This is a genomic window from Desulfotignum phosphitoxidans DSM 13687, from assembly GCF_000350545.1.
Classification (GTDB): domain Bacteria; phylum Desulfobacterota; class Desulfobacteria; order Desulfobacterales; family Desulfobacteraceae; genus Desulfotignum; species Desulfotignum phosphitoxidans.
In genome coordinates this window covers 249,589-273,860 of sequence record NZ_APJX01000002.1, presented here as the reverse complement: position 1 = coordinate 273,860, position 24,272 = coordinate 249,589, and the positions used below count along the sequence as shown (strand labels likewise).

At 50.6% G+C, this 24,272-nt stretch carries 21 protein-coding genes and 1 tRNA gene; 9 read left to right on the top strand and 13 right to left on the bottom strand.

All coding sequences use genetic code 11. From position 1 onward, the window contains the following. Positions 1–53 precede the first annotated feature (53 nt). Positions 54–1,229, top strand: a complete 1,176-nt coding sequence (locus DPO_RS05805; RefSeq protein ID WP_006964819.1) for an exo-beta-N-acetylmuramidase NamZ family protein — start codon at positions 54–56, stop codon at positions 1,227–1,229. Positions 1,230–1,338: 109 nt separating this feature from the next. On the opposite strand, the gene DPO_RS05800 is transcribed toward DPO_RS05805, so the two are convergent. Beyond that, entirely contained in the window at positions 1,339–1,596 is a 258-nt protein-coding gene (locus tag DPO_RS05800) for a hypothetical protein (protein WP_006964818.1), read from the bottom strand. A gap of 229 nt (positions 1,597–1,825) precedes the next feature. Between DPO_RS05800 and DPO_RS05795 the strand changes: the two genes are divergently transcribed. The 6 genes from DPO_RS05795 (at position 1,826) to DPO_RS05770 (ending at position 8,372) form a co-directional block, all read left to right on the top strand. After that, on the top strand, positions 1,826–4,474 hold the full coding sequence (locus tag DPO_RS05795; protein ID WP_006964817.1) for a 1-acyl-sn-glycerol-3-phosphate acyltransferase: 2,649 nt from the start codon (positions 1,826–1,828) through the stop codon (positions 4,472–4,474). Between the two features lie 9 nt (positions 4,475–4,483). Further along, a complete protein-coding gene (locus DPO_RS05790; protein WP_006964816.1) occupies positions 4,484–6,172 on the top strand; it encodes a sugar phosphate nucleotidyltransferase in 1,689 nt (562 codons plus the stop codon). A 12-nt stretch (positions 6,173–6,184) separates the two neighbouring features. After that, a complete protein-coding gene (dapB, locus tag DPO_RS05785; protein ID WP_006964815.1) occupies positions 6,185–7,021 on the top strand; it encodes a dihydrodipicolinate reductase in 837 nt (278 codons plus the stop codon). Positions 7,022–7,028: 7 nt separating this feature from the next. Continuing rightward, on the top strand, positions 7,029–7,232 hold the full coding sequence (locus tag DPO_RS05780; RefSeq protein WP_006964814.1) for a YkvA family protein: 204 nt from the start codon (positions 7,029–7,031) through the stop codon (positions 7,230–7,232). After that, the gene (locus DPO_RS05775; RefSeq protein ID WP_006964813.1) at positions 7,229–8,005 is read left to right on the top strand and encodes an alpha/beta fold hydrolase; all 777 of its coding nucleotides are present in this window, start codon (positions 7,229–7,231) and stop codon (positions 8,003–8,005) included. Before DPO_RS05780 ends, DPO_RS05775 begins: the two co-directional genes overlap by 4 nt. Before the next feature lie 82 nt (positions 8,006–8,087). Then, positions 8,088–8,372: a hypothetical protein gene (locus tag DPO_RS05770; RefSeq protein WP_006964812.1), complete on the top strand. Its 285-nt coding sequence runs from the start codon at positions 8,088–8,090 to the stop codon at positions 8,370–8,372. A 97-nt stretch (positions 8,373–8,469) separates the two neighbouring features. Here DPO_RS05770 and DPO_RS25660 read toward each other — a convergent pair whose 3' ends face one another. The 11 genes from DPO_RS25660 to hemL form a co-directional block, all read right to left on the bottom strand. Next, positions 8,470–8,628, bottom strand: a complete 159-nt coding sequence (locus tag DPO_RS25660; protein WP_006964811.1) for a hypothetical protein — start codon at positions 8,626–8,628, stop codon at positions 8,470–8,472. Between the two features lie 16 nt (positions 8,629–8,644). Further along, positions 8,645–9,898 carry a menaquinone reductase integral membrane subunit QrcD gene (gene qrcD, locus DPO_RS05765; RefSeq protein WP_006964810.1) on the bottom strand — a complete coding sequence of 418 codons (1,254 nt, stop codon included), beginning with the start codon at positions 9,896–9,898 and terminating at the stop codon, positions 8,645–8,647. Between the two features lie 33 nt (positions 9,899–9,931). Further along, a complete protein-coding gene (gene qrcC / locus DPO_RS05760) occupies positions 9,932–10,789 on the bottom strand; it encodes a menaquinone reductase iron-sulfur cluster-binding subunit QrcC (protein WP_006964809.1) in 858 nt (285 codons plus the stop codon). A 32-nt stretch (positions 10,790–10,821) separates the two neighbouring features. Continuing rightward, complete coding sequence (gene qrcB / locus DPO_RS05755) at positions 10,822–12,951, bottom strand: menaquinone reductase molybdopterin-binding-like subunit QrcB (RefSeq protein ID WP_006964808.1); 2,130 nt, start codon at positions 12,949–12,951, stop codon at positions 10,822–10,824. 41 nt (positions 12,952–12,992) lie between these two features. Beyond that, positions 12,993–13,664 carry a menaquinone reductase multiheme cytochrome c subunit QrcA gene (gene qrcA / locus DPO_RS05750; protein ID WP_006964807.1) on the bottom strand — a complete coding sequence of 224 codons (672 nt, stop codon included), beginning with the start codon at positions 13,662–13,664 and terminating at the stop codon, positions 12,993–12,995. 263 nt (positions 13,665–13,927) lie between these two features. Next, entirely contained in the window at positions 13,928–14,761 is an 834-nt protein-coding gene (ccsB, locus tag DPO_RS05745; protein ID WP_006964806.1) for a c-type cytochrome biogenesis protein CcsB, read from the bottom strand. Positions 14,762–14,763: 2 nt separating this feature from the next. After that, on the bottom strand, positions 14,764–16,140 hold the full coding sequence (resB, locus tag DPO_RS05740) for a cytochrome c biogenesis protein ResB (protein WP_006964805.1): 1,377 nt from the start codon (positions 16,138–16,140) through the stop codon (positions 14,764–14,766). Between the two features lies 1 nt (position 16,141). Continuing rightward, entirely contained in the window at positions 16,142–17,911 is a 1,770-nt protein-coding gene (gene recD / locus DPO_RS05735) for an exodeoxyribonuclease V subunit alpha (protein ID WP_006964804.1), read from the bottom strand. Then, positions 17,856–18,296: a bacteriohemerythrin gene (locus DPO_RS05730; protein ID WP_006964803.1), complete on the bottom strand. Its 441-nt coding sequence runs from the start codon at positions 18,294–18,296 to the stop codon at positions 17,856–17,858. The genes recD and DPO_RS05730 overlap by 56 nt, the downstream gene beginning before the upstream one ends. Further along, positions 18,283–19,707, bottom strand: coding sequence for a UDP-N-acetylmuramate--L-alanine ligase (locus DPO_RS05725; RefSeq protein ID WP_006964802.1), 1,425 nt, complete (start codon positions 19,705–19,707; stop codon positions 18,283–18,285). Before DPO_RS05725 ends, DPO_RS05730 begins: the two co-directional genes overlap by 14 nt. 3 nt (positions 19,708–19,710) lie before the next feature. Further along, a complete protein-coding gene (gene hemL / locus DPO_RS05720; RefSeq protein ID WP_006964801.1) occupies positions 19,711–20,994 on the bottom strand; it encodes a glutamate-1-semialdehyde 2,1-aminomutase in 1,284 nt (427 codons plus the stop codon). A 196-nt stretch (positions 20,995–21,190) separates the two neighbouring features. On the opposite strand from hemL, the gene DPO_RS05715 reads away from it, so the two are divergent. Further along, positions 21,191–21,266, top strand: a tRNA-Lys gene (locus DPO_RS05715). Positions 21,267–21,473: 207 nt separating this feature from the next. On the opposite strand, the gene DPO_RS05710 is transcribed toward DPO_RS05715, so the two are convergent. After that, positions 21,474–22,103, bottom strand: coding sequence for a TetR/AcrR family transcriptional regulator (locus DPO_RS05710; protein WP_006964800.1), 630 nt, complete (start codon positions 22,101–22,103; stop codon positions 21,474–21,476). A 233-nt stretch (positions 22,104–22,336) separates the two neighbouring features. Between DPO_RS05710 and DPO_RS05705 the strand changes: the two genes are divergently transcribed. Continuing rightward, positions 22,337–24,244, top strand: a complete 1,908-nt coding sequence (locus DPO_RS05705; protein ID WP_006964799.1) for a bifunctional acetyl-CoA hydrolase/transferase family protein/GNAT family N-acetyltransferase — start codon at positions 22,337–22,339, stop codon at positions 24,242–24,244. The last annotated feature ends 28 nt before the right edge of the window (positions 24,245–24,272 follow it).

The window sequence follows — 24,272 nt, the reverse complement described above, 5'->3', positions numbered from 1 at the left end:
TTGATATTTTGTCAACGATAACTCGATAATTATGAAAATTTTTGGAGAAAGCTATGCCGCCTTGTGTCACCATCGGGCTTGAAAATTTGAAACACGGGTTTACGTCAGAACTCAAAGACCGTCGGCTGGGCCTGCTTGCCAACCCCGCCTCAGTGGATTTTCAATTTCGTCATGCTGTCCAGGTGATCCAGGATCTGCTTCCCGGCCGGCTGACCACGCTTTTTTCCCCACAGCATGGATTTTATGCGGAAAAACAGGACAATATGATCGAATCCCCCCATACCAGAGATCCTGAACTGGGCATCCCCATCTACAGCCTCTACAGCCGCACCCGGATTCCCACACCGCAGATGTTTGATAATCTGGATACGCTGATCGTGGATATTCAGGATGTGGGGACTCGTGTTTATACCTTTATCTATACCATATCCTATTGTATGGAACTGGCGGCCCGAACCGGTAAATCAGTGATCATTCTGGATCGTCCCAATCCCATCGGCGGCACAAGGGTGGAAGGCAATGTTTTAAAACAAGAATGTACGTCATTTGTGGGCCGGTTTCCCATTCCCATGCGCCACGGCATGACGGTCGGAGAAATCTGCCGATATTTCAATCAGGCATGTCAGATCGGATGCGATCTGACAGTAGTGCCCATGTCCGGATGGAAACGCAACATGTACTGGCGTAACACCGGGCGGACATGGATTCTTCCCTCGCCCAATCTGCCCACACCGTTGTCGTGCATGGTTTACCCCGGTCAGGTGATTTTCGAAGGAACCAATATCAGTGAAGGCCGCGGCACCACTTTGCCCTTTGAGTACTTCGGGGCCCCGTTCATGGACACAGCGGCCATGGCCCCGATATTGAACCGGGAGGTGGCAGGCGCCAGTTTCAGACCCGTGTATTTTCAGCCGACTTCGGGCAAATGGCAGGGTCAGGTGTGCAAAGGATTTCATATCCATGTCACGGACCCAGACAAATTTGAACCCTATGCTGCATCCCTGCTGGCTTTACAACTGATCATCAAGTGTCATCCGGATGATTTTGAATTCAAGCCTCCCCCGTATGAGTATGAATATGAGCGCCTTCCCATGGACCTGATTTTAGGAGATGCGGCCATTCGCACCGATCTGTGCGCCATGACGGCCATCCGGGAAATCAAAGCCCGGTGGCAGCCGGAACTGGAGACATTCATCGCCGAATCACAGGCCAGCTATCTGTATGACTAACCAATGCCTTTCAATTTGAAAGCGCTTCACGCAAACAAAAAAAGGGCCGGTGTAACACTGGCCCTTTTCGTATGCTAATACTTTGAATCGGTTCTTTTGAACCGGGTACTTAATTTTTTTTCAGATCGTTCAATTCTTTTTCCAGTTCAGCGATTCTTGATTTGTCATCTGCAGGGGCGTCTTTACCTTCTTTATTCTTCCAGGAATCCTTGAGTTCATCAAACCCCAGATACAGTGCAAGCCCGCCGCCCAGCAACAGTACAGGCGGAATACATCCGGCCAGAAGGTTCAAAAAATGACCAAACCATACTGCCAGTCCGACCACACCGAGAAGCACAGCAATTGCACCGCCGATCAACGTTTTCATAAATAGTTCCTCCTTGTTTTTTTTCACCACCCAAAAATGGTAACACAACAAAAAAAGCTTACTTGTCAATAGATTTTGGAAAATAGCACAGACACATTGATTTATCAAGGCTATTTTGGCATGGGCACGTGCCGGTTTTGAACTATCATATTGCCTTTAAAGGTCAGGTTTGATAATAAATAACGGGTGAACTGCACCGCAGCAAGGCCATAACCATAAGGGAAAATCCATGCACCTTTTCCAGTTTTTCAAAACCCTGATCCCCAGGACCAGGGCCAGAATACGCTGTACCATTGATTACCTGTTGGGAAATACATTCGATTATTTTACCAATCTTTACCCGGGCAATCACAGCTGTATCACCCGAAAAATATTGAACCGCCTGGTACGAAAAGTGAATCTGGATGATCATAACTTAGAAAAAATCAATTCGTTAGATAAAGACGCTTGTATTATATATGCCAGTAAAAACAAACGGTTGTTTGATTTTCTATATTTTCACACCCGGCTCAAAGCGCTGGATCTGCCCTATCCGGAACTGGGATTTGACCTGCATTTCTTTTTTCTGCTGCCGGTGAAGCGGTTGTTCCGGATCTGGCTGTCACATCTGGATTATTTTTTCCATCATTTTTCATTCAAGGATTTTTACAAATCCGGATATGCGTTCCAGGAACTGTTTTCAGGAAAATCCGGATTTGTCCACCTGATTGAAGAAGATGATTTCTACAACCGGTTCATCCGCGCCACGCCTGATCCGCTGTACCATCTGATCGAATATCAAAAACATATGAAGCGCCCCGTGATCATCATTCCGGAAGATATCATCTATGTGACCAAACCCATGCACAAAAACCCGGGATTAGGGGAAATTTTATTCGGGACCCATGAAAAACCCGGATGGTTGAAGCGGATGACGATCCTGCTGCGCCAACCGGAAAAAATCCGGGTGGAACTGGCCCGCCCGGTCAATCTCAAGGAATTTCTGGCCAGACCGGAAATTGAACGTCTGGATTCGGAATTTCAGACCCACCGGCTGAGAAGTTTTCTGGTGGACATCCTGAACCGCCAGAGAAAAAGTATTACCGGACCGGTTCTTAAATCCCGCCAGGAAATCACGGAAGATATCCTGACCCGTCAGTCCCTCCGGGAATTTCTGGCGGATTATGCCGCAAAAAACAACATTTCGTTGAAAAAAACCAATAAAAAAGCCGCGTCCTATATCAATGAAATTGCAGCCAATTACAACCTTCGGATCATCAACTTAGGCAACTGGATTTTGACCTGGATTTTCAAAAACATTTTTGAAGGCCTGGTGGTAGATCAGAAACAGATCAACCGGATGCGGGAGAAATACACGGAAGCCCCGTTGATTCTGGTGCCTTGCCATAAAAGCCACTTAGACTATCTGCTGCTGCCCTATGTCATGTTCAGAAACAATATGCCCTGCCCCCATATTGCGGCCGGAAAAAATCTGTCTTTCTGGCCCCTAGGGCCCTTGTTCAGGGGCGGCGGCGCATTTTTCCTCAGGCGTACCTTCAAAGGGGCGACCCTGTATACCAAAATCTTTGCCGCGTACCTGGAAAAACTGCTGTATGAGGGATTTAATATCAAAATTTTCATCGAAGGCGGCCGGAGCCGCACCGGCAAACTGCTGACGCCCCGGCCGGGCGGGTTAAGCATGATCATCAAGGCCCATTTGAACGGTGCCTGTGACAATCTGTATTTTGTGCCTATTTTTGTGGGATATGACCGTGTTCTGGAAGAAGATGCCTATCTCAAGGAGATCGAAGGCGGCAGTAAAAGCCCGGAAACCCTGAAAGGACTGATCAACACCCGCAAGTTTCTGAAAAAAAAATACGGCAAAGTCTATATCCGGTTTGATGACCCCATTTCCATCAAAGACTACATTCACCAGACACACATGGATCCTGCCCGGGCAACGGACCCGGAGTTCATGGATTTTGTCAAAAAATTCAGTTATAAATTGATGTCCGCCATCAACAAACAGGCCGTGGCAACCCCTCATGGCATCATTGCCAGCGCCATTTTAAACAGCCCGAAAAACAGTTTTTCAAAAGGACAGATGATCGAACGGGCCAACACGTATCTCAACATCATGATGAACGACAAAGTGGAATTATCCGAAACCTTACTTTTGGATCTGGACAACACATTCAACACGGTGATTCATAATTTTCTGTCCAGAAATTTCATGGAACTGGTGGATGAGGACGAAGAAGAGATCACCGACGACACTTATTTCATCGTTAAGCATAACAAACGGGCCATTCTGGATTATTACAAAAATTCAGTGATCTCGTTTTTTATTCCGGCCGCTTTCACAGCCGTGGCTATTTTAGAGGTGGACCGGTTCAAGTTTGCATTGCCCGACCTGGTGCGAAGGTACCGGTTTCTGGAAAAAATCTTTCACGATGAATTTTTCAATGACACGGAGATCACCTGTGAAGAACATATCTCCAACTGTATCAAAGGGTTCATCAATGAAGGCATTCTGGTACCGGATCCCACCGGCATGGACACGCTGAACCTGACATCTTTAGGATTGCGCAAACTCAAATGGTTTGCCGCATTCACGCTGCCTTTTCTGGAATCCTACAAAACCGCACTGCTGTACTTTGAAAAAGAACAAAAAGCGCTTTCCCAGGATGAAAAAGAACTGGCCAAAAAAATTCATTCTTACGGGGTCCGGTTGTACAAACGCAAACAAGTGTCCCTGAAAGAATCCATGTCTTTGATCAATTACAGAAATGCGGCCCGATTTTTTTCCCGGAACGGCATCAACGGGTCTGATGACCAGATTCAGATCGATTACTTCAAACAGATCATCTCCCGGTTGATCCGGGTGATCGCTTCTTAAAGAAACGTCATGAACGCATTGATTCTGGCCGCCGGATTCGGGACCCGGCTGTTGCCCTATACCCGGACCCTGCCCAAACCGCTGTTCACTCTGGGCGGAAAACCGGTTTTGCAGCACACCATCGAACGATTGGTTCAAAGCGGATGCCGACGGATTCTGATCAATAGCCACCATCTGTCCCATCAGATCACCGAATTTCTGGACCGCCTGGATCTTGGCCCGGATGTAGACATCCGTGACGTGCATGAATCTTTGATCCTGGATACCGGCGGGGCCATCGCCAATGTCAAAGATGTCATGAAAAACGACTGTTTTTTTGTCATCAACAGTGATGTGGTCACAGATATCGACCTGACTTCGGTCTGGCGGTTTCACCTGGCAAATCAGGCTCTGGCCACGCTGGTGCTCCATGATCGGGCCGCGTACAACCAGGTGACCATGGATTCAGATGCCTGGATCACCGGATTTCGTTCCCCCGGTCAGGGGCTGGCATTTACCGGTATCCAGGTGCTGTCTCCAAAAATCTTTGACCATCTGCCCGAAAACCGCGTTTTTTCCAGTATTGACTGGTATGCGCAATTGTGTCCGGCCAAAAAAATCAAAGCATATGTGGCCCCGGACCTGTTCTGGGAAGACATCGGTACCATCGATGCCTATTCACGCACGGCCCGGCTGTGGATCAGCGCCAAAGCCCTTGGATCTTCTGTGAGACACGTTGACATCCAGGCGTTGTCCGGAGACGGTTCCGACCGGTCCTGGTTCCGGGCAAGCCCGGTTTCAAAGACACCACCTTTATCCGGAGAGACTTCCGGGTCGGTGGTGGTCTGCGACCACGGTATCTGCCTGCCGGAAACAGACCGGCGCGCCCAGGTGGATGCGTTTGTGGCCATTGGCAATCATCTGTATCAAAACGGCATCTGTGTCCCGCAAATTCTGGCTTTTGATGCATTCAGCGGTGTGGTGGCGGTTCAGGATCTGGGAAACCTTCATCTGGCCGATGTGGTGGCTCAGATATCGGACCTGTCTCAAATCACGGGCCTGTATGAAAAGGTCATTGACCGGTTGATTTTGTTTTCCCGAAAAGGCGCCCAGGGGTTTGACCTGTCCTGGACCTGCCAGACCCCTTATTATTCCAGGACGCTGATTCTGGAAAACGAATGCCGGTATTTTGTGGACCGATTTGTTCAGGGCTATCTGGGAAAAAATATTGATTTTGATGCCCTGGCAGATGACTTTCATTTCATTGCCGATCAGGCATTGACCGGCGGAGAAAACGGACTGATGCACCGGGACTGCCAGTCAAAAAACATCATGATCAAAAATGGGGCCCCGTTTTTCATCGATTTTCAAGCCGCCCGGATCGGCCCGTTGCAATATGATCTGGCGTCTCTGTTGCTGGATCCCTATGTGGCCCTGCCAAAACCGGTTCAAAAAAACCTGCTGGTCTATGCCATGGACCGGCTGAACCTGACATCCCCTGAACGGCGACAGCAGTTCATACAAAATTTTGACTATTGTTCCCTGACCCGGAACCTGCAGATTCTCGGCGCGTTCGCCTATTTGAGCCGGGTCAAGGGAAAATCATGGTTTGAAACCTATATTCCGACGGCAATGACATCCTTGAAACACTGGATGCACTTTCAGGCACCTGAACCTGACGCCGTCCGCCGACTCAAAAAACTGGTTCTGAGTCTATAAAGGAGCCTCATTATGGAAAATATTTTTGTCATGATCAACGGGCTGCCCGGGAATGTGGCGGCAACCATGGCCCGGGCCGCACTGGCTGATCCCCGGTTTCAGCTTATTCCGGCCTCTCTGACCGGACCTGATATCTGTGAAACATCCTTTCAAGTGGATAAAATTTCCGTCACACTGATAAAACCCGATGAGCGGGAGACGGCTGTTTCAAAGATCCGGCAGGCGTTCGGCGATTTCATTGCCATCGACTATACCCACCCGTCCGCGGTCAATGCCAATGCCCGGTTTTATATCCAGCAACACATTCCTTTTGTAATGGGCACCACGGGCGGCGACAGAACCGCTTTGGAAGCGGATGTGTCCAAAGGGGAGATCCCTGCGGTGATCGCTCCCAACATGGCCAAACAGATCGTAGGGTTCCAGGCCATGATGGCCTTTGCCGCAGATCAGTTCCCGGGTCTGTTCACCGGGTATTCCCTTGAAATCAAAGAAAGTCACCAGCAGGGAAAAGCCGACACATCCGGCACAGCCAAAGCCATGGTGGGATATTTCAACCGCCTGGGATTGGATTTCAAACCGGAACAGATTCAACAGATCCGTGATCCTAAAGTACAGAAAACCCAGTGGCACATTCCGGAACGGTATCTGTCCGGTCACGGCTGGCATACCTACACTCTGACCGCACCGGATGGATCGGTTTTGTTTGAATTCAAACACAATATCAACGGCCGCCAGATCTATGTGGAAGGCACGTTTGATGCGGTCCTGTTCTTGAAAAAACAGATCTCCGATCCCCTGGGTCCTAAACGACTGTACACCATGATGGATGTGCTGAACCAGCAGGAATAGCGTCCCCATGACCTTGAAAAAATCTCACAAAATTCTGCTGGTCCTGTTTGGATTGATCTACCTGATCTCACCGGTGGACCTGATTCCTGAATTTCTGGTCCCCATTTTAGGATGGGTGGATGACGGGGTGATCCTTTATGCCATCTACCACTTGGTCCGTTACAACCGGCTGCCCTGGAATCTTTTTTTCAACAAAAAGAAAAAACCGTGACCCAGTTTCTGCCCGTCGACAACACCCGGTATGAGATCCGCTGGTATCGTTATGGAAAAAAAAACCGGCCCGTACTGGTGTTTCTCCATGAAGGCTTAGGCTGTGTCAAACTGTGGAAATCATTTCCCGAACGCCTGGCCCAACAAACCGCCTGTGACGCGTTTGTATTTTCCCGCACCGGATATGGTGAATCCGACCCTGAACCGTTGCCGTGGAAACCCAATTTCATGCATACCCAGGCGTTAAAGGCATTGCCCGGCATACTTGCCGCAGCAGGCATTGACACCTACATTCTGATCGGGCATTCCGACGGCGGGTCCATTGCCCTGATTCATGCGGGCACCCCACATGCCGCACCCGGACTGAAAGCCGTGATCACTGAAGCGGCCCATGTATTCTGTGAACCCGTCACTCTGGCTTCCATCCGGGCGGCAAAAACCGCTTATGTCAGCCGGAATCTCAAAGAAAAACTGGCCAGATACCACAAGGCAAACACGGACAATGCCTTCTGGGGATGGAACAATGCCTGGCTGAATCCACGATTTGCGTACTGGGACATCCAGAAATTTCTGCCCCGCATTCAGGTGCCGGTACTGGCCCTTCAGGGCAAAACGGACCCATATGGCACCCCGGCTCAACTGACGGCCATCCGAAATCACATCACTCATTGCGACACCCGGCTGATCCCGGACTGCGGCCATGCCCCGCACATGGAGCAGCCGGACCTGGCTATGGCCCAAATGACCGATTTTATCAAGGCCCATCTGGAATAATGGGGTCCCGGCATTGACAAATCAGGGGTTCTCTGGGATATAACCCTCAGTTAACCGTGTTAATTAAAAAAGGAAATACAGCGTGACCGGTGTAAGTGAAATTCTGGTTCTTATCCTTCTGATATCCGGTATCCTGATTTTGCCCAGGATGCTCAAACCCCAGCCCACGGAAACGCCCGGAAAAAAAATCGCCCGGTTATCCCGAAAAAAAAGAACCGCCATCGTGGCCTCGATTCTGTATCCCATTGCCGCCACCCTGATTATCAGACCCTGGGAGCAGGCCTGGTTGCTTTTTGCTGTCATCGGTCTGGTACCCGTTATTCTGGGCTGGGCGGTTTACTGGATTGTGACGGCCCCGAAAAAATAAACCGGTATCATACCAGACAAAACCGGCCCGATTCTGTATTTTCAGAATCGGGCCGGCTGGTTATCTATTACAAATCAAACGTATCGAAGCAAGCCATTCAATGATGAGTTTCGCCTGAGTCATTCATGGTATCCCATGCTGCCTTGGCAATGCAGTATGTCATGCCGGCGCCCAGAATGCCGACCGCATACCAGAAACCGCCGAAAAACAGCAAGTGGCCGATGTCCCATACCCATTCAAAAATAAATGGAAACATATTTTTTTCTCCTTTTTTAAGATTCCCGGACCTCGGACCGACGATTCAGTTCCAGTTCCTGGGGAAATACCGGCAGATACCGGTATGCCACCGCAATCAGGATGATGCCGTAAGCCACCGGCAGAATGGTGGTGGCCACTTCCTGCCAGGACGGGATATACAGCGCCCATGTATCAAAAGGCATCACCGGTACCGCCATAATCTGAAGCACCATGACCCACCGGTTGAGACACACGCCGATCACCGCGAGAACAATGGCAATCAGTCTGAAGGTGGGATTTTCCCGGGTTGTTTTAGTGATCAGCAAAAGGCCTGGAATCACACCGCAGACAATCACTTCCGCCACCAGAATCCAATACCCGTAAAACCCGTTGCTGGTATAAAAATGGCTCAGCTCAAACCCCAGTCCCGGTGCCGTGTAGTATGCCCAGTACCAGGTATCGATAATTTTGGCGATCATATAGGTGAAAATCATCCATCCGGAGATTTTGGCCAGCAGATGCACCACATTGTCCTTGACCAGTTTTTTACCGGTCACCCCCTCGGTGATCCGCGTGACCAGCAGGGTAAAGCAGGGACCAAAAGCCGCGGCCGACCAGGTGAACAGAAAAAACGACCAGGGCCAGATCAGCAACCCTTCCCGGAACGCAAACGGCCGGCCGTACATCACACCGGCCACCCCACCCAAAGACCCCTGATGGAAAAAGGACAAAAATGCACCGGTGGCGGCAAAAATGGCCATCACGCCGTGCATGTTATGGGCCAGATGATGGAAAAAAGGCACTTTGTTGAGCTGCCGGTTTTCCAGGATATTGGGAATGAATTCAATGGTCAGCACCGCAAAATAACAGGACAGACAGAACGCCACTTCCGTGAGCATGGAATGCACATTGGCATGCCAGAAAATAAACCATCCCCGCAACGGCTGCCCGATATCAATGGCCAGAATCAGCAGGGCGGAGCTGTAGCAGATAAACCCGATGATCACGGCAAAGTTGATAATGTTTTTCAGTTCATCAATTTTAAAAATATATTTGAGCAATCCGGTAAAAAAAGCGCCGCCTCCCACCGCGATCACTGCCAGGTCCGCCCAGATCCACAAGGCAAACCCATAGTAATCGTTCATGTTGGTCTGATTCAATCCCTTGAACCAGCACAGCAGCATGGCATAGACGCCCCAGAGCAGGACAGCCCCCACAATGGCGATCCCCAGCATAAATTTGGGGAATGAACACCGTTTTGCACCTTCAGGTATTAATGCAGCATCCATATTCAATTACTCCTCACATCGATTTTGGATTTTCTATTCATGGGAAGCCGACCCATAGACGTTTTTCACTTTGTCCCATTCCCCGTCCAGATAGTGATCTCCCAGCTTGCGGACCCATTCCCGTTCAGACATGTAATACACTTTGGGATTGGTCCCGAGCCGTTCCAGCAGCCGGAACACTTTGGGATTTCTGGATTTTCCCACTACATCCGGATTCAGCGGGTCGGGATGCGGGTCCGGTTTGACAATCTGATGAACCTTGTGAGAGGGATTGTTCAAATCACCGAAAACAATGGCCCCGGCAGGACACGCCGTGGTGCAGGCGGTCTGGTAATCCGCTTCCGGGATTTCATCCGACCCGTTTGCATAGGCTTTTTCCCGGGCCAGCTGATACCGGTGATAACAGAAACTGCATTTTTCCACCACCCCCCGCATCCGCGGGGATACATTGGGGCTCAGATATTTTTCCATGCCTTCGGGCCAGACCGGATCCCACCAGTTAAAATACCGGGCGTGATACGGGCAGGCCGCCATGCAGTACCGGCATCCGAAACATCTTGTGTAAATCTGGGAAACGATCCCGGTATCATACCCGTAATCCGTGGCGGTGGCAGGACAGACCGATACGCAGGGGGAATGGCCGTGGTCTCCTTTCCCGCCGCAGTGTTGGCAGGGTCTGGGCAGAAATGCCACCTCAGTATCCGGGAACGGTTTGTTATTGGTCAGCCGGTAAACCCGCATCCAGGTGATGCTGTCCTTTTTATCGGACTCATCCTCCTTGAACGGCACATTGTTCTCAGACATGCAGGATACCGCACAGGTACCACACCCGGTGCATTTGTCCAGATCGATCACCATGCCGTATTTGTGTGCTTTTTTATCGTGTATCATCAGAACCTCTTTGAAAATTTGTCCACATCAGTTTAGGCCTTTGAAATTCCGGCTTTGATACCAAAAGCGGCATCCATACCTGAATTCGGCTCGATTTTCGGTGAAATCAATGCATTGATATTCACCCCCTTGCCTGACACATATCTGTTGTCCAGGGTGTGTCCAAGGCCTTTGACCATACCGATGACACCGGGCATGATCCCGTCATTGAAATGCACCCGCACCGGGACGGATCCCGCAGGGGTCGTCAACGTGGCAAATCCACCGTCTTTCAGATTTTTAGCGGATTGGGGATTGATTTCCACAAACATGTCCGTTCCCCTGAGAATCCGGTCGGACACGGTTTTGATGGCAAAGGGAGAGGGTGCCGGCACTGTGGGCGGTACCCGGAAATAGTCAATGGGAATCAGGGTAAATTCCAGGTCGCCTGCCGGTTTCACCGTCACCGGATTTTCTGCCAGAAACTCGAAATCCGTTTCAACGGATCCGGCTGGCGGATTCTCAGACAGCACCACATGGCCTTTTCGAACCAAAGGCCCCCAGATTCTGGCGGTCACCTGTTCCAGGCAGGCATCATAACTGTCCCAGGCAAAACTTTTGGCCATGTCGCCGCCCAGAGCCCGGGCCATTCCAATCACCACATCTCCGGGACTGCGGGTGTTGAACACCGGCTTTACCATGGGTTTTGAAAGCCCCACCACGGTTGCGGCCAGGCCGGCTTTTGAAGGCACATCTTCCATACGTTCCAGAAATGTGGATACCGGCAGAATCACATCCGATGCCATGGCGGTTTCATCCATGAACGACGTCACACAGACCTTAAACGGAATTTTTTCAAATGCGGCCAGAATCCGAAAAGGATCATTCAGGGCAAAACAGGGATTGGCATTGTAGACCAGCAACGCTTTTACCGGCGATTCGCCCGATTTATCAATCCGGGTCACCAGTTCCTGAACCGAACCTGCCAGCGGGGCAGCAGCCGCACCTTTCAACGCCACGGCATCCTGCACCGGATCCGGAAAGTTCAGATATTTTGGAAGCGGCTTGACAAACGTCCCGCCTTGTTTGTTGACATTGCCGCTCAGGCAGTTCAGCGTGTGAACCGCGGCAAATTCCTTGAGGTTCTGGGCCCCTTCACCCCGTCCTTTTCCCGGCAGAGCCACAGGCATTTTTGCCTTGGCAAATGCGACGGCGGTTTTCTGGATGTCCGCGGCACTGATGCCGGTGACTCCGGCAACCTTGTCCAGGGGATATTCTTTTTGTACCATGGCAGTAAACCGCATGAATCCGCCTTTGAACCCCTGGGCAAACACCGGATCAAACCGGTTTTCCTTGAGCAGAACCGCGCACATGCCCATGGCCAGGTCCGCTTCAGTGCCCGGGTTGATGGGAATCCATTGACTGGCACCGGCAGCGGTATTGGAAAGCCGGGGTTCGATCTGAACCAGGGTGGCTTGTCTTTGTCTTCGGTTGCCCATGGCCTGGATACATGCCACCGGAGACCCCCATCCGTCAATCAGTCCGGCACCGAAACTTAAGATGAAATCGGAGTGATCAATATCAAATCCCAGGGTATATGCATCCCCGTGCAGGGTTTTGGCCGTCCGGACCAGCCAGGATTCAAGATCCGGCATGGTCAAATAATTGGGAGAACCGAATGCGGCCATAAAATGGTTGAACAGGCCCGGGACCGACCCCTGGTCCGAACCGGTGATACAGGCCAGGGCTTCCGGATTCTGATCGTTTCGAAGTTCACCCAGCCGGTCCCCCACCAGGGTGAGAGCCTCGTCCCATGAGATGGGCACGAACCGGTTATTGATTTTTTTCAAAGGTGATTTCACCCGGCTGGGATCATACAGGTATTGAAGTCCGGCAATCCCATGCAGACACACCCCGCCGTTGTTCACCGGATAGGAGTCCAGGCCTTCAATCTTTACCGGACGGTCGTCAATTTTTCTCACTGAAATACCGCAGGTACCGGGGCACAAATGGCATACAGTGCGGTCATAGGAGACTTCTCCATCCGGCGGAACCGGTGTCCATGGCCAGTTCTGGGTCCAGATGGAAAAATCATCCGTGAGCTTGGCTCCGACAGGGGAGATGGCAATACCTGCAACTGCGCCGATTCCCAATCCCAAGAAGCTTCGTCTGTCAACTTTCATATGTAACATCCTCTATAAAGTTTTCAATTCTTGTGTATGGTCTATTTGTGGCACTGGAAGCAATAGCCTTTATGGCCGGTTTCCTTCTCATGACACACCGCGCAGTCATTCATTTTCATGCGGTCCCAGGGATTTTTCTTGATGCCCCAGATATTTTTTCCCCATATATCCCGGCTGTAACCGGTAAGGCGGTTTTCCTCATAGGGCCGGGACGTTCTGGTTTCTTCGATGGGGCCGTGACAGGATTTACAGTCCATACCTGCGGCATTGATATGGGCGGCATGGGAAAAGAAAACGCAATCCGGCTGCCGGGCATATACATACCAGGAAACCTCCTGTTCTTTTGCCACATATTCGGCTGCGAATATGGCCTCATCTTTTGTATCCCCCATGGGCTCATCCGTGTGACAGTCCAGACAGGATTCGGTTTTGGGAATCCCTGAAAACGTACCGTCTTCCCGGAGATAATGACAGGATTCACAGTCCCCGGTTTCCTCCACATGGAGCACGTGGTCGAAATTAAAAGGTTGCTCGTGTTTGGAATAAAGCAGTTTGGGGAACAGGAGCCAGCCGGACAGGAAGCATATCAGAAATGCCACAATAAAAAAAATGACACCCAGCCCCAGGCCTGTGTCATTTTTCGGGTCTCCGGCAGTGCCTGCTGTTGCACCATCCATGGAACCGTGTTCAGTTTTGTTTTCTATTTCACTCATGAAAACCCCATCCATGTTAAAAAGTTGATGTTTACTATACCCTTTTTATCCAGGCACTTGCCGGGACATATTCTTTTGCAGCCAGTGGGTCCCACTGGATACAATCGGTGTTCACGCAGCACAATTCGCGTTAATCTATAGTAATATCTGAAATTCTTGTCAAGATAAAATGAGGCGGGAAACAGGAAGGACAAACCGATTGCGGACGGGTATCAGAATAAAGGCGTGATACCCATCCGCAACCGGTTCCTGGACAAAAACGATCAGGCGTAGCTGTGAAGTCCGGACAACAGAAAATTGACCCCGAAATAGGTGAATAACACCGCCATGAAACCGGTGATGGACACCAGTGCCAGATTGCGGCCATGCCAGCCCCGCATCAGCCGCAGATGAAGGAAAATGGCATACACGAACCAGGTGATCAGAGACCAGGTTTCTTTGGGGTCCCAGGACCAGTATTTGCCCCAGGCGGAGTTGGCCCAGACGGCGCCTGTGATGATGCCGATGGTCAAAAAAAGAAACCCGAACACCACCATCTGATAGGTGAGTTCATCAATGACCTCGCCGTCCGGCAGTCGTGAAAAAATCGAGTTTTGATCCGGTTGCCCGGGTTTCACGTAATAGGTGAGACTGAGTCCGAAAGCCAGGGCAAATCCGGCATACCCCAGAAAACAGGTTACCACATGGGCAATGAGCCAGTTGCTTTTCAACGCCGGAATCAACGGATTGATCTTGGCACTCATGCTCGGGTCAAACGAGGCATAGGCAATGGCCAGAAAAATCAAGGGGGAGACAAACACCCCGAACCCCTGTTCCTTATATTTAATTTCCACATACAGATACAAAGCGGTCATGGTCCAGGAAAAAAAGATCAGAGATTCATACATGTTTGAAAACGGGGCACGGCCGATCCCCATCTGGTAAGATTCCACCCACCGCAGTCCGATCCCGGCCGTATTCAGAACCAGTCCGATGGCCAGCACATAAAACCCGGCAGTGGCAGGCATTTTTTTCTTGAAAGCAAACGCTCCGGCATAACACACCATTGCCAGGCCGTACAAAAAAGTGGTCGAAGACAACGCAAACGCACTATTCATATTTATTCACCCTTGTTTAATTGATTTTCCAGGCGGGTCGCCATTTGTTTGAGTTTCAGTGTCATGCTCCGGCTGTTGCGGCTGGATTTACCGGACAAAACCACCCGGGTTCCCCCGGTTTCCCGGGGTGACAGCGTGAGAAGAAACGATTGATGGGACATGAAAAAAGTGACCCAGCATCCCAGGATCATGAGAATGAATCCGGCATAAACATACCACACCCCCGGATCTTTGGTAACCTGGAGCCCGGTATAATACCGTTTTTCAAAATCGGTCACAACAAAAGTAAACCGGCCTTTTCGCATCTTGTCAAAGGTGGGGAACTGTATGGGCATCCCGATCTGAAAACCGGTTTCCCCGGCCAGGGTCACCAGTCCGAAAAAAGTTTCTCCCAGATCATGCTCCCGGAACTCAAAATGGGGAAGAAATCCCTGAAGCGTGAACTGCCCTGCCCCGTCCGGCAGATCTATGGTTTCGCCGATCCGGATATCCCGAAGGATTTCCGCACCACTTTGATTGTCAACCATCTGCATGGTTACGGTGTCCGGTGCGGCCGTGCCGTAGGAAGATTGAAAAATGTTGATCCCTTTGTACCGCAGCGGATGATTGACCCGGATATCGGTGGTCAGGCTTTCCTGCCCGCCTTCAATGATCGTGAGATTGGAACGGAATTCTTCCGGGGCTCCGTTCTCGTAAAATGACACGTCAAATTCATTGCACCGGATGATGAAATCCAGTGTTATGGGTTCCCTGGTTTTGCTCTCAAACACCCGGCCGGTCTGGGTTCCCTCATCGATTCTGACATTGGCTTTGAACCCGAAAACCGCACCGATCAAGGCACCGGCCAGAAGCAGCAGCACACTGGCATGCACCACAAACACCCCTAATCGGGTCCATCGCCCTTTTTCCGCATACAGATAGGTGGTCTGGCCATCGGTTTGCCGAATGACCGGTCCTGCCTGTTTGGCAAGCCAGCTTTCGCAGGGTTCAAGCAACGGCTTGACCGATGATGTCGTATCGATGGTCTGACTGGATTTTGATTTCAAATACCGGTTGACATTGAAACGGACCCGGCCCGGAAAAATGGTTTTCCATAACAGGGACAACCGCTCCACGGAACAAACCGTGATATTGATGCACAAAACCAGCAAAAGCAGCAAAAACCACCAGGCATGATACATGTCATCAAGATCAAACACCTGAATCAGGTTATAAATCCCTTCTCCGTACAGATTCACATACTGCTGGGGGGATCCGTTCTGAAGCACCACCGTCCCGATAATCGAAGTCACTGCCAGCAGGACCAGAATATACACGGTTAGTTTGACGGAACAAAAAAACACCCAGATCTGGCGGGAAATACCGTCTTTATTTTTCAATTCATACCTCCATGGTAACAACCGGTGCCAAAAGATCCCTTTCCCGGGCCAGCCGTGCAGAAACCCGGCAGGTCTGTTCCAGGGACTGGGAGATGGCCTCTTGAATCACTGTCAAAGATCCAAGAATCACCACTTTTCTTCTGGCTCTTGTGACCCCGGTATACAGAAGCTGCCGGGTCATCACCCGGGACACAGTGTTGGGAATAAGGATCAGAACCGTTTCAAATTCCGATCCCTGGCTTTTATGTATAGTGATCCCAAAGGCAGGCTCATGGGAAGGCAGATCCATGATTCCGAATTTCCGGATCGTGCCGTCTTCCATTCTGAAACCCGCCACAAGACCTTGTTTATCCTGGAGAACAACCCCTGTATCTCCGTTAAACACCCCTCGGTCATAATCATTGGTATTGATCATGATCATCTGTTTCACAGACCGGTCGGTTATAGCAGAATGTCTCGGTCTGCGCAAAATCTTTTCACAAATATGATTAATTTGTAATGTTCCGGATTCGCCGATATTGTGTGCACACAAAATTTTGAACCGGTCCATGGCATCCAGCGCACCCGCCATATCCTGCTGGGCCATGAACGGCCCATACCCTGACCGGATATATTTTTCAAGCACGGCATGGCCGTCATTTCCAGGCGATTCATAGACCAGATCCGGATATTGATTTGAAGTCAGAATCCGGGTGGTTTCATCCGCATCATTTTCCCGGATGGCTGTGGCCAGATTTTCAATCCCGGTTTTACCCCGGGATCTGAAATTGTACGTCAATGAGACCACCAGCGGAGCCATGACATCGGTTCGGCAGATTTCACTGAACACGGCCCCGGCCTGGACCGGAGACAGCTGATGGTCATCTCCCAGCAGAATCACCCGGGCGGACGGCGGAATGGCCTCCATCAACCGGGTCATCAAAGCCAGATCGATCATGGACGCTTCATCGATGATCACCACATCCGCCACCAGCGGATTATTTTTCCCATGGACAAAACCCGGCCCATGTTTTCGGGGAATCAGGGCTGAGTGAATGGTGGCCCCGTCCTGAAGCCGGGAAGCGGCCCGGCCGGTGGGGGCCAGTGAAAGAAACCTTACCGCCGGCTGGTGCAATGCCTGGGCATGGGCCTGTAGAATCTCCCGGATAATCCGGGTGATATAGGTTTTTCCCGTGCCCGGTCCCCCGGATATCACGGTAAAATTAGATTGCAGGGCCGTGGCCACGGCCTGCCTCTGGGGCCGGGTCTGCTCTGGATCCCCGGAAAAATGCTGCTGGATCCGTGAACGGATAAACTTTGGTGCCACCGGGTGGGAACGGGTCTGGATCCGTTCAGAAAGATTTTTTACCAGACGTTCCTGGAAATCAAAATATTTGGCCAGATACAGGCATCCGTCCGTATCCAGCACCAGGGGCAATCGGCATAAATCTTTATCTTCCGGTCTCCCCACCATAGGTGCGGCGGCCAATGCGGTCCGCCATGGTTTGAATTGCGGCAGCCGGATCTGGGGCCCGTCTTTTTTCAGCCCAGGGATCATCCGGCCGGACAGTGCCTTTAAATCAAGACACACATGCCCCCGGGCCAGGGCACTGGATACCAGGGCACATGTCATCTTTACCAGCGGATCCTCACAGGCAAACACCCGGGCCACATGCGCGGCAAAATAATAATCCAGATGAGAAATCGCTTCCCGGGCATGCAGCCGGTTCAGAACATCACTGTTTTCTGGATGCGTCTTCAACATACCGGTGAATGCGCAAAAAAGGCACATACATCGCATCCTTGGTCAGGATGTGCTCAATCAGCCAGTCCCGGAGGGAAACGATGGCGTCCAGACTCAGATTGTTGACATCTTCCGTAATTTCCCGGCGCAGGCTGAGGGCATTCCGGATGAATCGCCGATGGTATCTGGCGTGTATATCCCGATCCGGATATTCCCGCTGTCTGAGCATTCTCTCTTCTTCCGTAAAATACAGCTTACTGTAATCGTTGATTTCCGTGATAATATTGGCAATCGCTTTGGATTCCGCTTTTCTCTGTTTCAAATCAATGAGTTCATTGAAAAGATCGAACATTTTTTTCTGGTGGGTGTCGATCTCTGCCACATCCACACTGAATCCGGCATCCCACTCAACCTTGAGATCATTTTGCATCATCTGTCTCTCCTTGATATATCATTTCAATTGTGTCAAGCAGTCGGATATGGATATTGTCAAATCCGCCATTAGACATGATCAGCACCAGATCGCTGGGAATCAGCCGGGAAGGCAGAAACGACAGCAGCCCGTTTGTATCGGAAAAATAATGGGCTTCCACACCGAGCGCATTGATATCCGACACCAGCTTTTCAGGGGAAAACCGCTCATTTTCAGGTATGTTTTTTTTAACGGCCGGATTGCAGATACACACCATATCCGCTTGGGTAAATGCGGCAGGATAGGTGTCCTGGAAAAACCGGCGCATGGAGGTGTTGGTGCGGGGCTCAAACACGGCAATCACCCGGCCCGGATGGTAAAACGGTTTCACTGCCCGGATAGTGGCTGCCACCGCAGACGGATGATGGGCAAAATCGTCCATGACCGTGATACCGCGTTTAACCCCCCGGACATCCTGACGGCGCCGGATACCGGAAAACGATGCCATGGCCTGTTTCACCGTGGCCGTGCTGATCCCCAACGTATGGGCCGCCGCCGCACAAGCCAGAAAATTCATCAGATTGTGATGGCCGGGCAACCGGGTTTCAATCTCATAATCGGATTCAGGCCCTTGGATTTGAGTCCGGGTCAGACGATGGGTATGAACCATATCCGCATATCTCCAGTCACCGTCAGATCCGTAAAAAACAGGGTTTATGTTTTGGTCTGCCAGAATATCCATGAGATGGGGGCTGTCTTTGCAAGCAATCAGAACACTGGTATCCGCTATTTTTGACACCAGTTGAGCAAATACCGACTTGACATGATCCAGATCCTTGAAAATATCGGCATGGTCGAATTCCACACCGGTCATGATCGTGATAAACGGATCATAGTGCATGAATTTGGGCCCTTTGTCAAAAAAGGCGGTATCATATTCATCCCCTTCAATGACCATGTATTCCCCATTGCCGATTCGGAACCCGGACTGGTAGTCCTTTAAAATCCCGCCGATCATGAACCCGGGATCCAGCCCCGCCACGGTCAGTAAATGGGCCATAATAGCAGCGGTCGTGGTTTTACCATGGGTACCAGTGATCAAAATGATCTTTTTATCGACTGCGATAAACCGGTTCACGGCCTGGGGCATGGACAGATAGGGAATCTGCCCGGCCAGAACCGCAGCAGCTTCGGGATTGTCCCGGGTCACGGCATTTCCGATGATCACCAGATCCGGAGTTTGATCCAGATTGGCCGGATCAAACCGGTCAAACAACCGGATGTCACTGGCTGCCAGAAAATCGCTCATGGGGGGGTACACATGCTGATCCGATCCGGTCACTTCATACCCCATCTGCTTGAGCATGCAGGCCAGAGTTCCCATACCCGTCCCGCAGGCAGCAATCAGATGTATGCGGCGAATTTTGGTCATGGACTAAATTTCCGCCATCACGGCTTTGGCCGCGGCAATGGTGTCATCAATGTCTTTTTTTGTATGAGCCAGAGAAACAAAACAGGCCTCGAACTGAGACGGTGCCAGGTAAATACCTTTTGCCAGCATGCCTCGATAAAATGCGGCAAACCGGTCCAGATCACTGGTTTTGGCATCTTGAAAATCAACCACTTTCCGGTCGGTGAAAAAGAACCCGGCCATGGACCCCACATGCCCGGACTGAAAGGGAATACCCGCTTCATCCGCCGCCGCCTTGAACCCGTTCATCAAATCGCTTGTCCGGGTTTCCAGTGTGTCATACACCCCGTCTTTCTGCAAAGCGGTCAAAGTGGCAATGCCGGCGGCCATGGCCAAAGGATTACCCGACAGGGTGCCGGCCTGGTACACCGGCCCTGTGGGTGCGATCTGGGACATGATCTCTTTTTTTCCGCCGTAGGCCCCCACGGGCAGGCCGCCCCCGATAATTTTGCCGAAACAGGTCAGGTCCGGTGTGATGTTGAACAATCCCTGGGCAGAATTTTTGGCCACCCGGAACCCGGTCATGACCTCATCAAAAATCAGCACTGCCCCGTATTTTTGTGTTTCTTTTCGCAGGGTTTCAAGAAACCCCTCTCGGGGACGTACCATGCCCATGTTGCCGGCCACCGGTTCCAGGATCACCCCGGCCACCTGGTCCCCCTGCTGGGCCATCACCTGTTTGAATCCTTCGATATCGTTGTATGGCAGAGACAAGGTGTTCTGTGTCACTGTCTGCGGGACTCCGGGGCTGCCGGGAATGTTCAGGGTCGCCACACCGGACCCGGCCGCCACCAGCAGGGTGTCGGCATGACCATGATAGCATCCGTCAAATTTGATGATAATGTTACGTCCGGTAAACCCTCTGGCCAGACGGACGGCGCTCATGGTGGCCTCGGTGCCGGAATTGACCATACGCACCATTTCCACGGACGGCACCGTCTGGGTCACCAGTTCCGCCAATTGGGTTTCCAGATGGGTCGGGGCACCGAAACTGGTGCCGGTCTCCAGGGCCTGCATCAGGGCCTGAATCACTTCCGGCGGCCGATGCCCCAATACCAGGGGCCCCCAGGACATGACATAATCGATATAGTCATTCCCGTCCACATCAAAGAGCCGGCTTTTGTCACCGCGTTCAATGAATACCGGCTGCCCGCCCACGGAATTGCATGCCCGTACCGGAGAATTGACACCTCCGGGAATCAATTGTTTTGCCTTGTTGAACAAATCAAGGGATTTGCTGTGTTGCATATGATGTCTCCCAATATGTTTAAATGGTGCTATTCAAAACGGCTTAATTTTCATGCACAACAAATTTTTGTGCATAAATGATAAGTATAACAAACCTTTTTTTAAAGGGTCAACCGGTTTGTTTCCATTCTCATTTTAAAAAAACCGTTGACAGACCTATTTCCGGCTGATATTTTCCTGCTGTTAAATTTCAGCCGGGCCGTTAGCTCAATTGGCAGAGCAACTGACTCTTAATCAGTAGGTTGAAGGTTCGATTCCTTCACGGCCCACCACCAATATCAAGCATCTATGATCGAAAACACCGTCGGCTCGATTCTTGACTGCCGCCATTCCGGACATTTTTTTAGATTTTTTAAGAGATTTTCGATCCTTGAGCTCGAAACCACCACTCAGGTAACTACCTGGTGTTCTTTTAATGAATTGGCTTTGGTTTAAAAAAAAATGAAATCCGAATATTGTTCCCTGTAACGGATAAAAAATCAGTTTTTTTTCAAACCCTGAATAATGACTTTAAATGCCGTGGTGAGCGTTGATTTGACAAAATCTTTATGATCGTCCAGCTTTTTTTTGGAATCCACCCAGAGCACCACCCCGGCGTAGGATCCCCACAGCACATCTGCCAAGGCCACCGGGTGCTCATCAATGAAAATCCCTTTGTCAATGCCTTCCTTGATCACCTGAATGATCGCGCCATGGGCCCGGGCCGAGTTTTTCTTGAGGTGCTGCATCATCTCATCGGACAGATTGTGAAGGGTTTCACCCGACTGCAGGTGAAACAGATTGATCAGTATGCTGGCATCATAGCCATACACATCGATGAAAACATCTCTGAACCGCTCCATCTTTTCTTCCACACAGATATCCAGGTTGACGACTTCCTGAATCTGGGTGGTCAGGTATTTAAGGATATCAATGGAAAGGGATGTGTGCAGTTCCTCCTTGTTCTTGAAATACAGATACAAGGTACCGGGGCTTAATTCCGCTTCAGTGGCGATCTCTTCCATGGTCGCGCTGTTAAAGCCCTTGACGGAAAAAATTTTACGTGCGGCATTGATAATATCCCGGCGCCGGCGTTGTTTTTCTCTTTGTTTTCTCTCGTGTATGCCCATGTTTACCCCATATGATATGAAGCAGATTCATTTTTTAGTCAATTGAATTCATTCATATAGAATTTCCATGAATTTCGCAAGGATAAAAATGAAAATACCAAAACCTGATCAATTTTTTAATTTTATTCGCTTTTTTCATTTTTTGTGCTTTTTTGTTCCCATGTGATGTTTTTTTGTCTATGATATTCAGGATAAAACCGGATGATTGATCAACTTGGGGGAGATTTAAAATTATGCCGAAAACAACTTACTGGGCAGATGCATATGTACAAAAAGCGGGCAGCGCAGCCGATGCACTGCAACACCTGAGGCCGGGGAATCGGGTCTTTATCGGATCCTCCTGTGGGGAGCCCCAGCACCTGGTCAATGAATTATCCAAAGTATCGGAACGATTCACCGACCTTGAAATCGTCCGGCTGCTGAGTGTGGACAGCGGTCCCTTGACGCTGATTGCCAACCGGTCCCATTCCCAGCAGCTCAATATCCGTTCTTTTTACCTGGGATCTGCCTCTCCCACCAAAATAAAGAAAAACCAGCGGTTCATCACCCCCATCAACCTGTCCCAGATCCCCCATCTGTTCAAGTCCCGGCTCATGCCCTTGAATGTGGCCCTGATCCAGGCATCCCCGCCCGATGATTTCGGTTGGATGAGTTTAGGGGTGTCCGTGGATATCAACATGGCTGCCTGTGAATCCGCGGATCTGGTGATCTGCCAAGTGAACCCCAACATGCCCCGGGTCCTGGGCCGCAGTTTCATCCATGTCAATGATGTGGATTTCATTGTGGAGCATGAAGAGGAACTGCTTACCATTCAGCCGCTTCCGGAAATGGAAACCGCCAATATCATTGCCAAACACATTTCCCGGCTGATCAAAGACGGGTCGACCATCCAGACCAGCTTAGGGGTCACCAATGATGCCACCATGGTGTGTCTGGCGGAAAAAAACGATCTGGGCGTGCATTCCCAGTATCTGTCCGAACCCATGATGCGTTTGTTTTCCATGGGGGTGATCACCAACAAGAAAAAAGGGTTCAACAACGGCAAACTGGTGGCCGGAAGTGCCGTCGGCTCTTTTATGCTGTATGAATTCATCGATGACAATCCATCCATTGAATTTCATCCCTCAGATTATATCAACAGCCCCACCATTATCGGACGTCATAATCAGATGGTGACGTTGAACACGGCCATGGCCATTGATCTCACGGGCCAGGTGGCGGCCGATGCCCTGCCTTTGAACAACTACACCGGCATCAACGGGCTTCTGGATTTCACCCGGGGAGCCGCCATGTCTCCCAATGGAAAGTCCATCCTGATTCTGACCTCTACATCGGACAATGATAAAACCAGCCGGATCATTCCCCATATGTCGGACACCGCCGTGGTCGTCCCCCGGGGTGACGTCCAGTTTGTGGCCACAGAATACGGGGTGGTGAATTTGTTCGGCAAAACCCTTCAGGAGCGGGCCATGGCACTCATCAGCATTGCGCATCCCGACTTCAGGGATGAGCTGTTTTCCCAGGCCAAGGAACTGAACCTCATCGACACGGGACGTCAGTTCAAACAGGCCATCAAAGGGGTGTATCCCCTCAAATATGAGGAAACCATTCAGATCAAAGGCACTTCCATCAATTTCCGGCCGGCCAGAACCGTTGATGAACGGAGCATTCAGGAACATTATTACAATATGAACCGGGGAGACATCATTTCCCGTTTTTTTCATGAAAAAAAAAGTTTTGTTCACCCCCAGATTGAAACCACCTATGAAATCGATTACATCAATGACCTGACCATTGTGGCCACCATCGGAGAACTGGGATTTGAACAGATCATTGCCGTGGGCGAATATTTCAGAAATCCCATTGTCAATATGGCGGAAATCGCATTTTCCGTTACCCATGAATACCAGGGCATGGGCATCGCTAAAATTCTCCAGGAAAAACTGGCGGTGGCAGCCCAAGACAACGGGATCAAAGGTCTGATTGCCTATACTTCTCCCCAGAACAAAGGCATGATCCGGCTGTTCAACCATCTGCCGTTTAAAATCCATACGGAAAAAGATGAAGACATGATCATTCTCAACTGCCTGTTTTCAGAACCGGAACCCAAAGATAAAAAAAACCACAGGTCCCCTGCCTGACATCTCATGATGTCAGGCAGGGGACCAA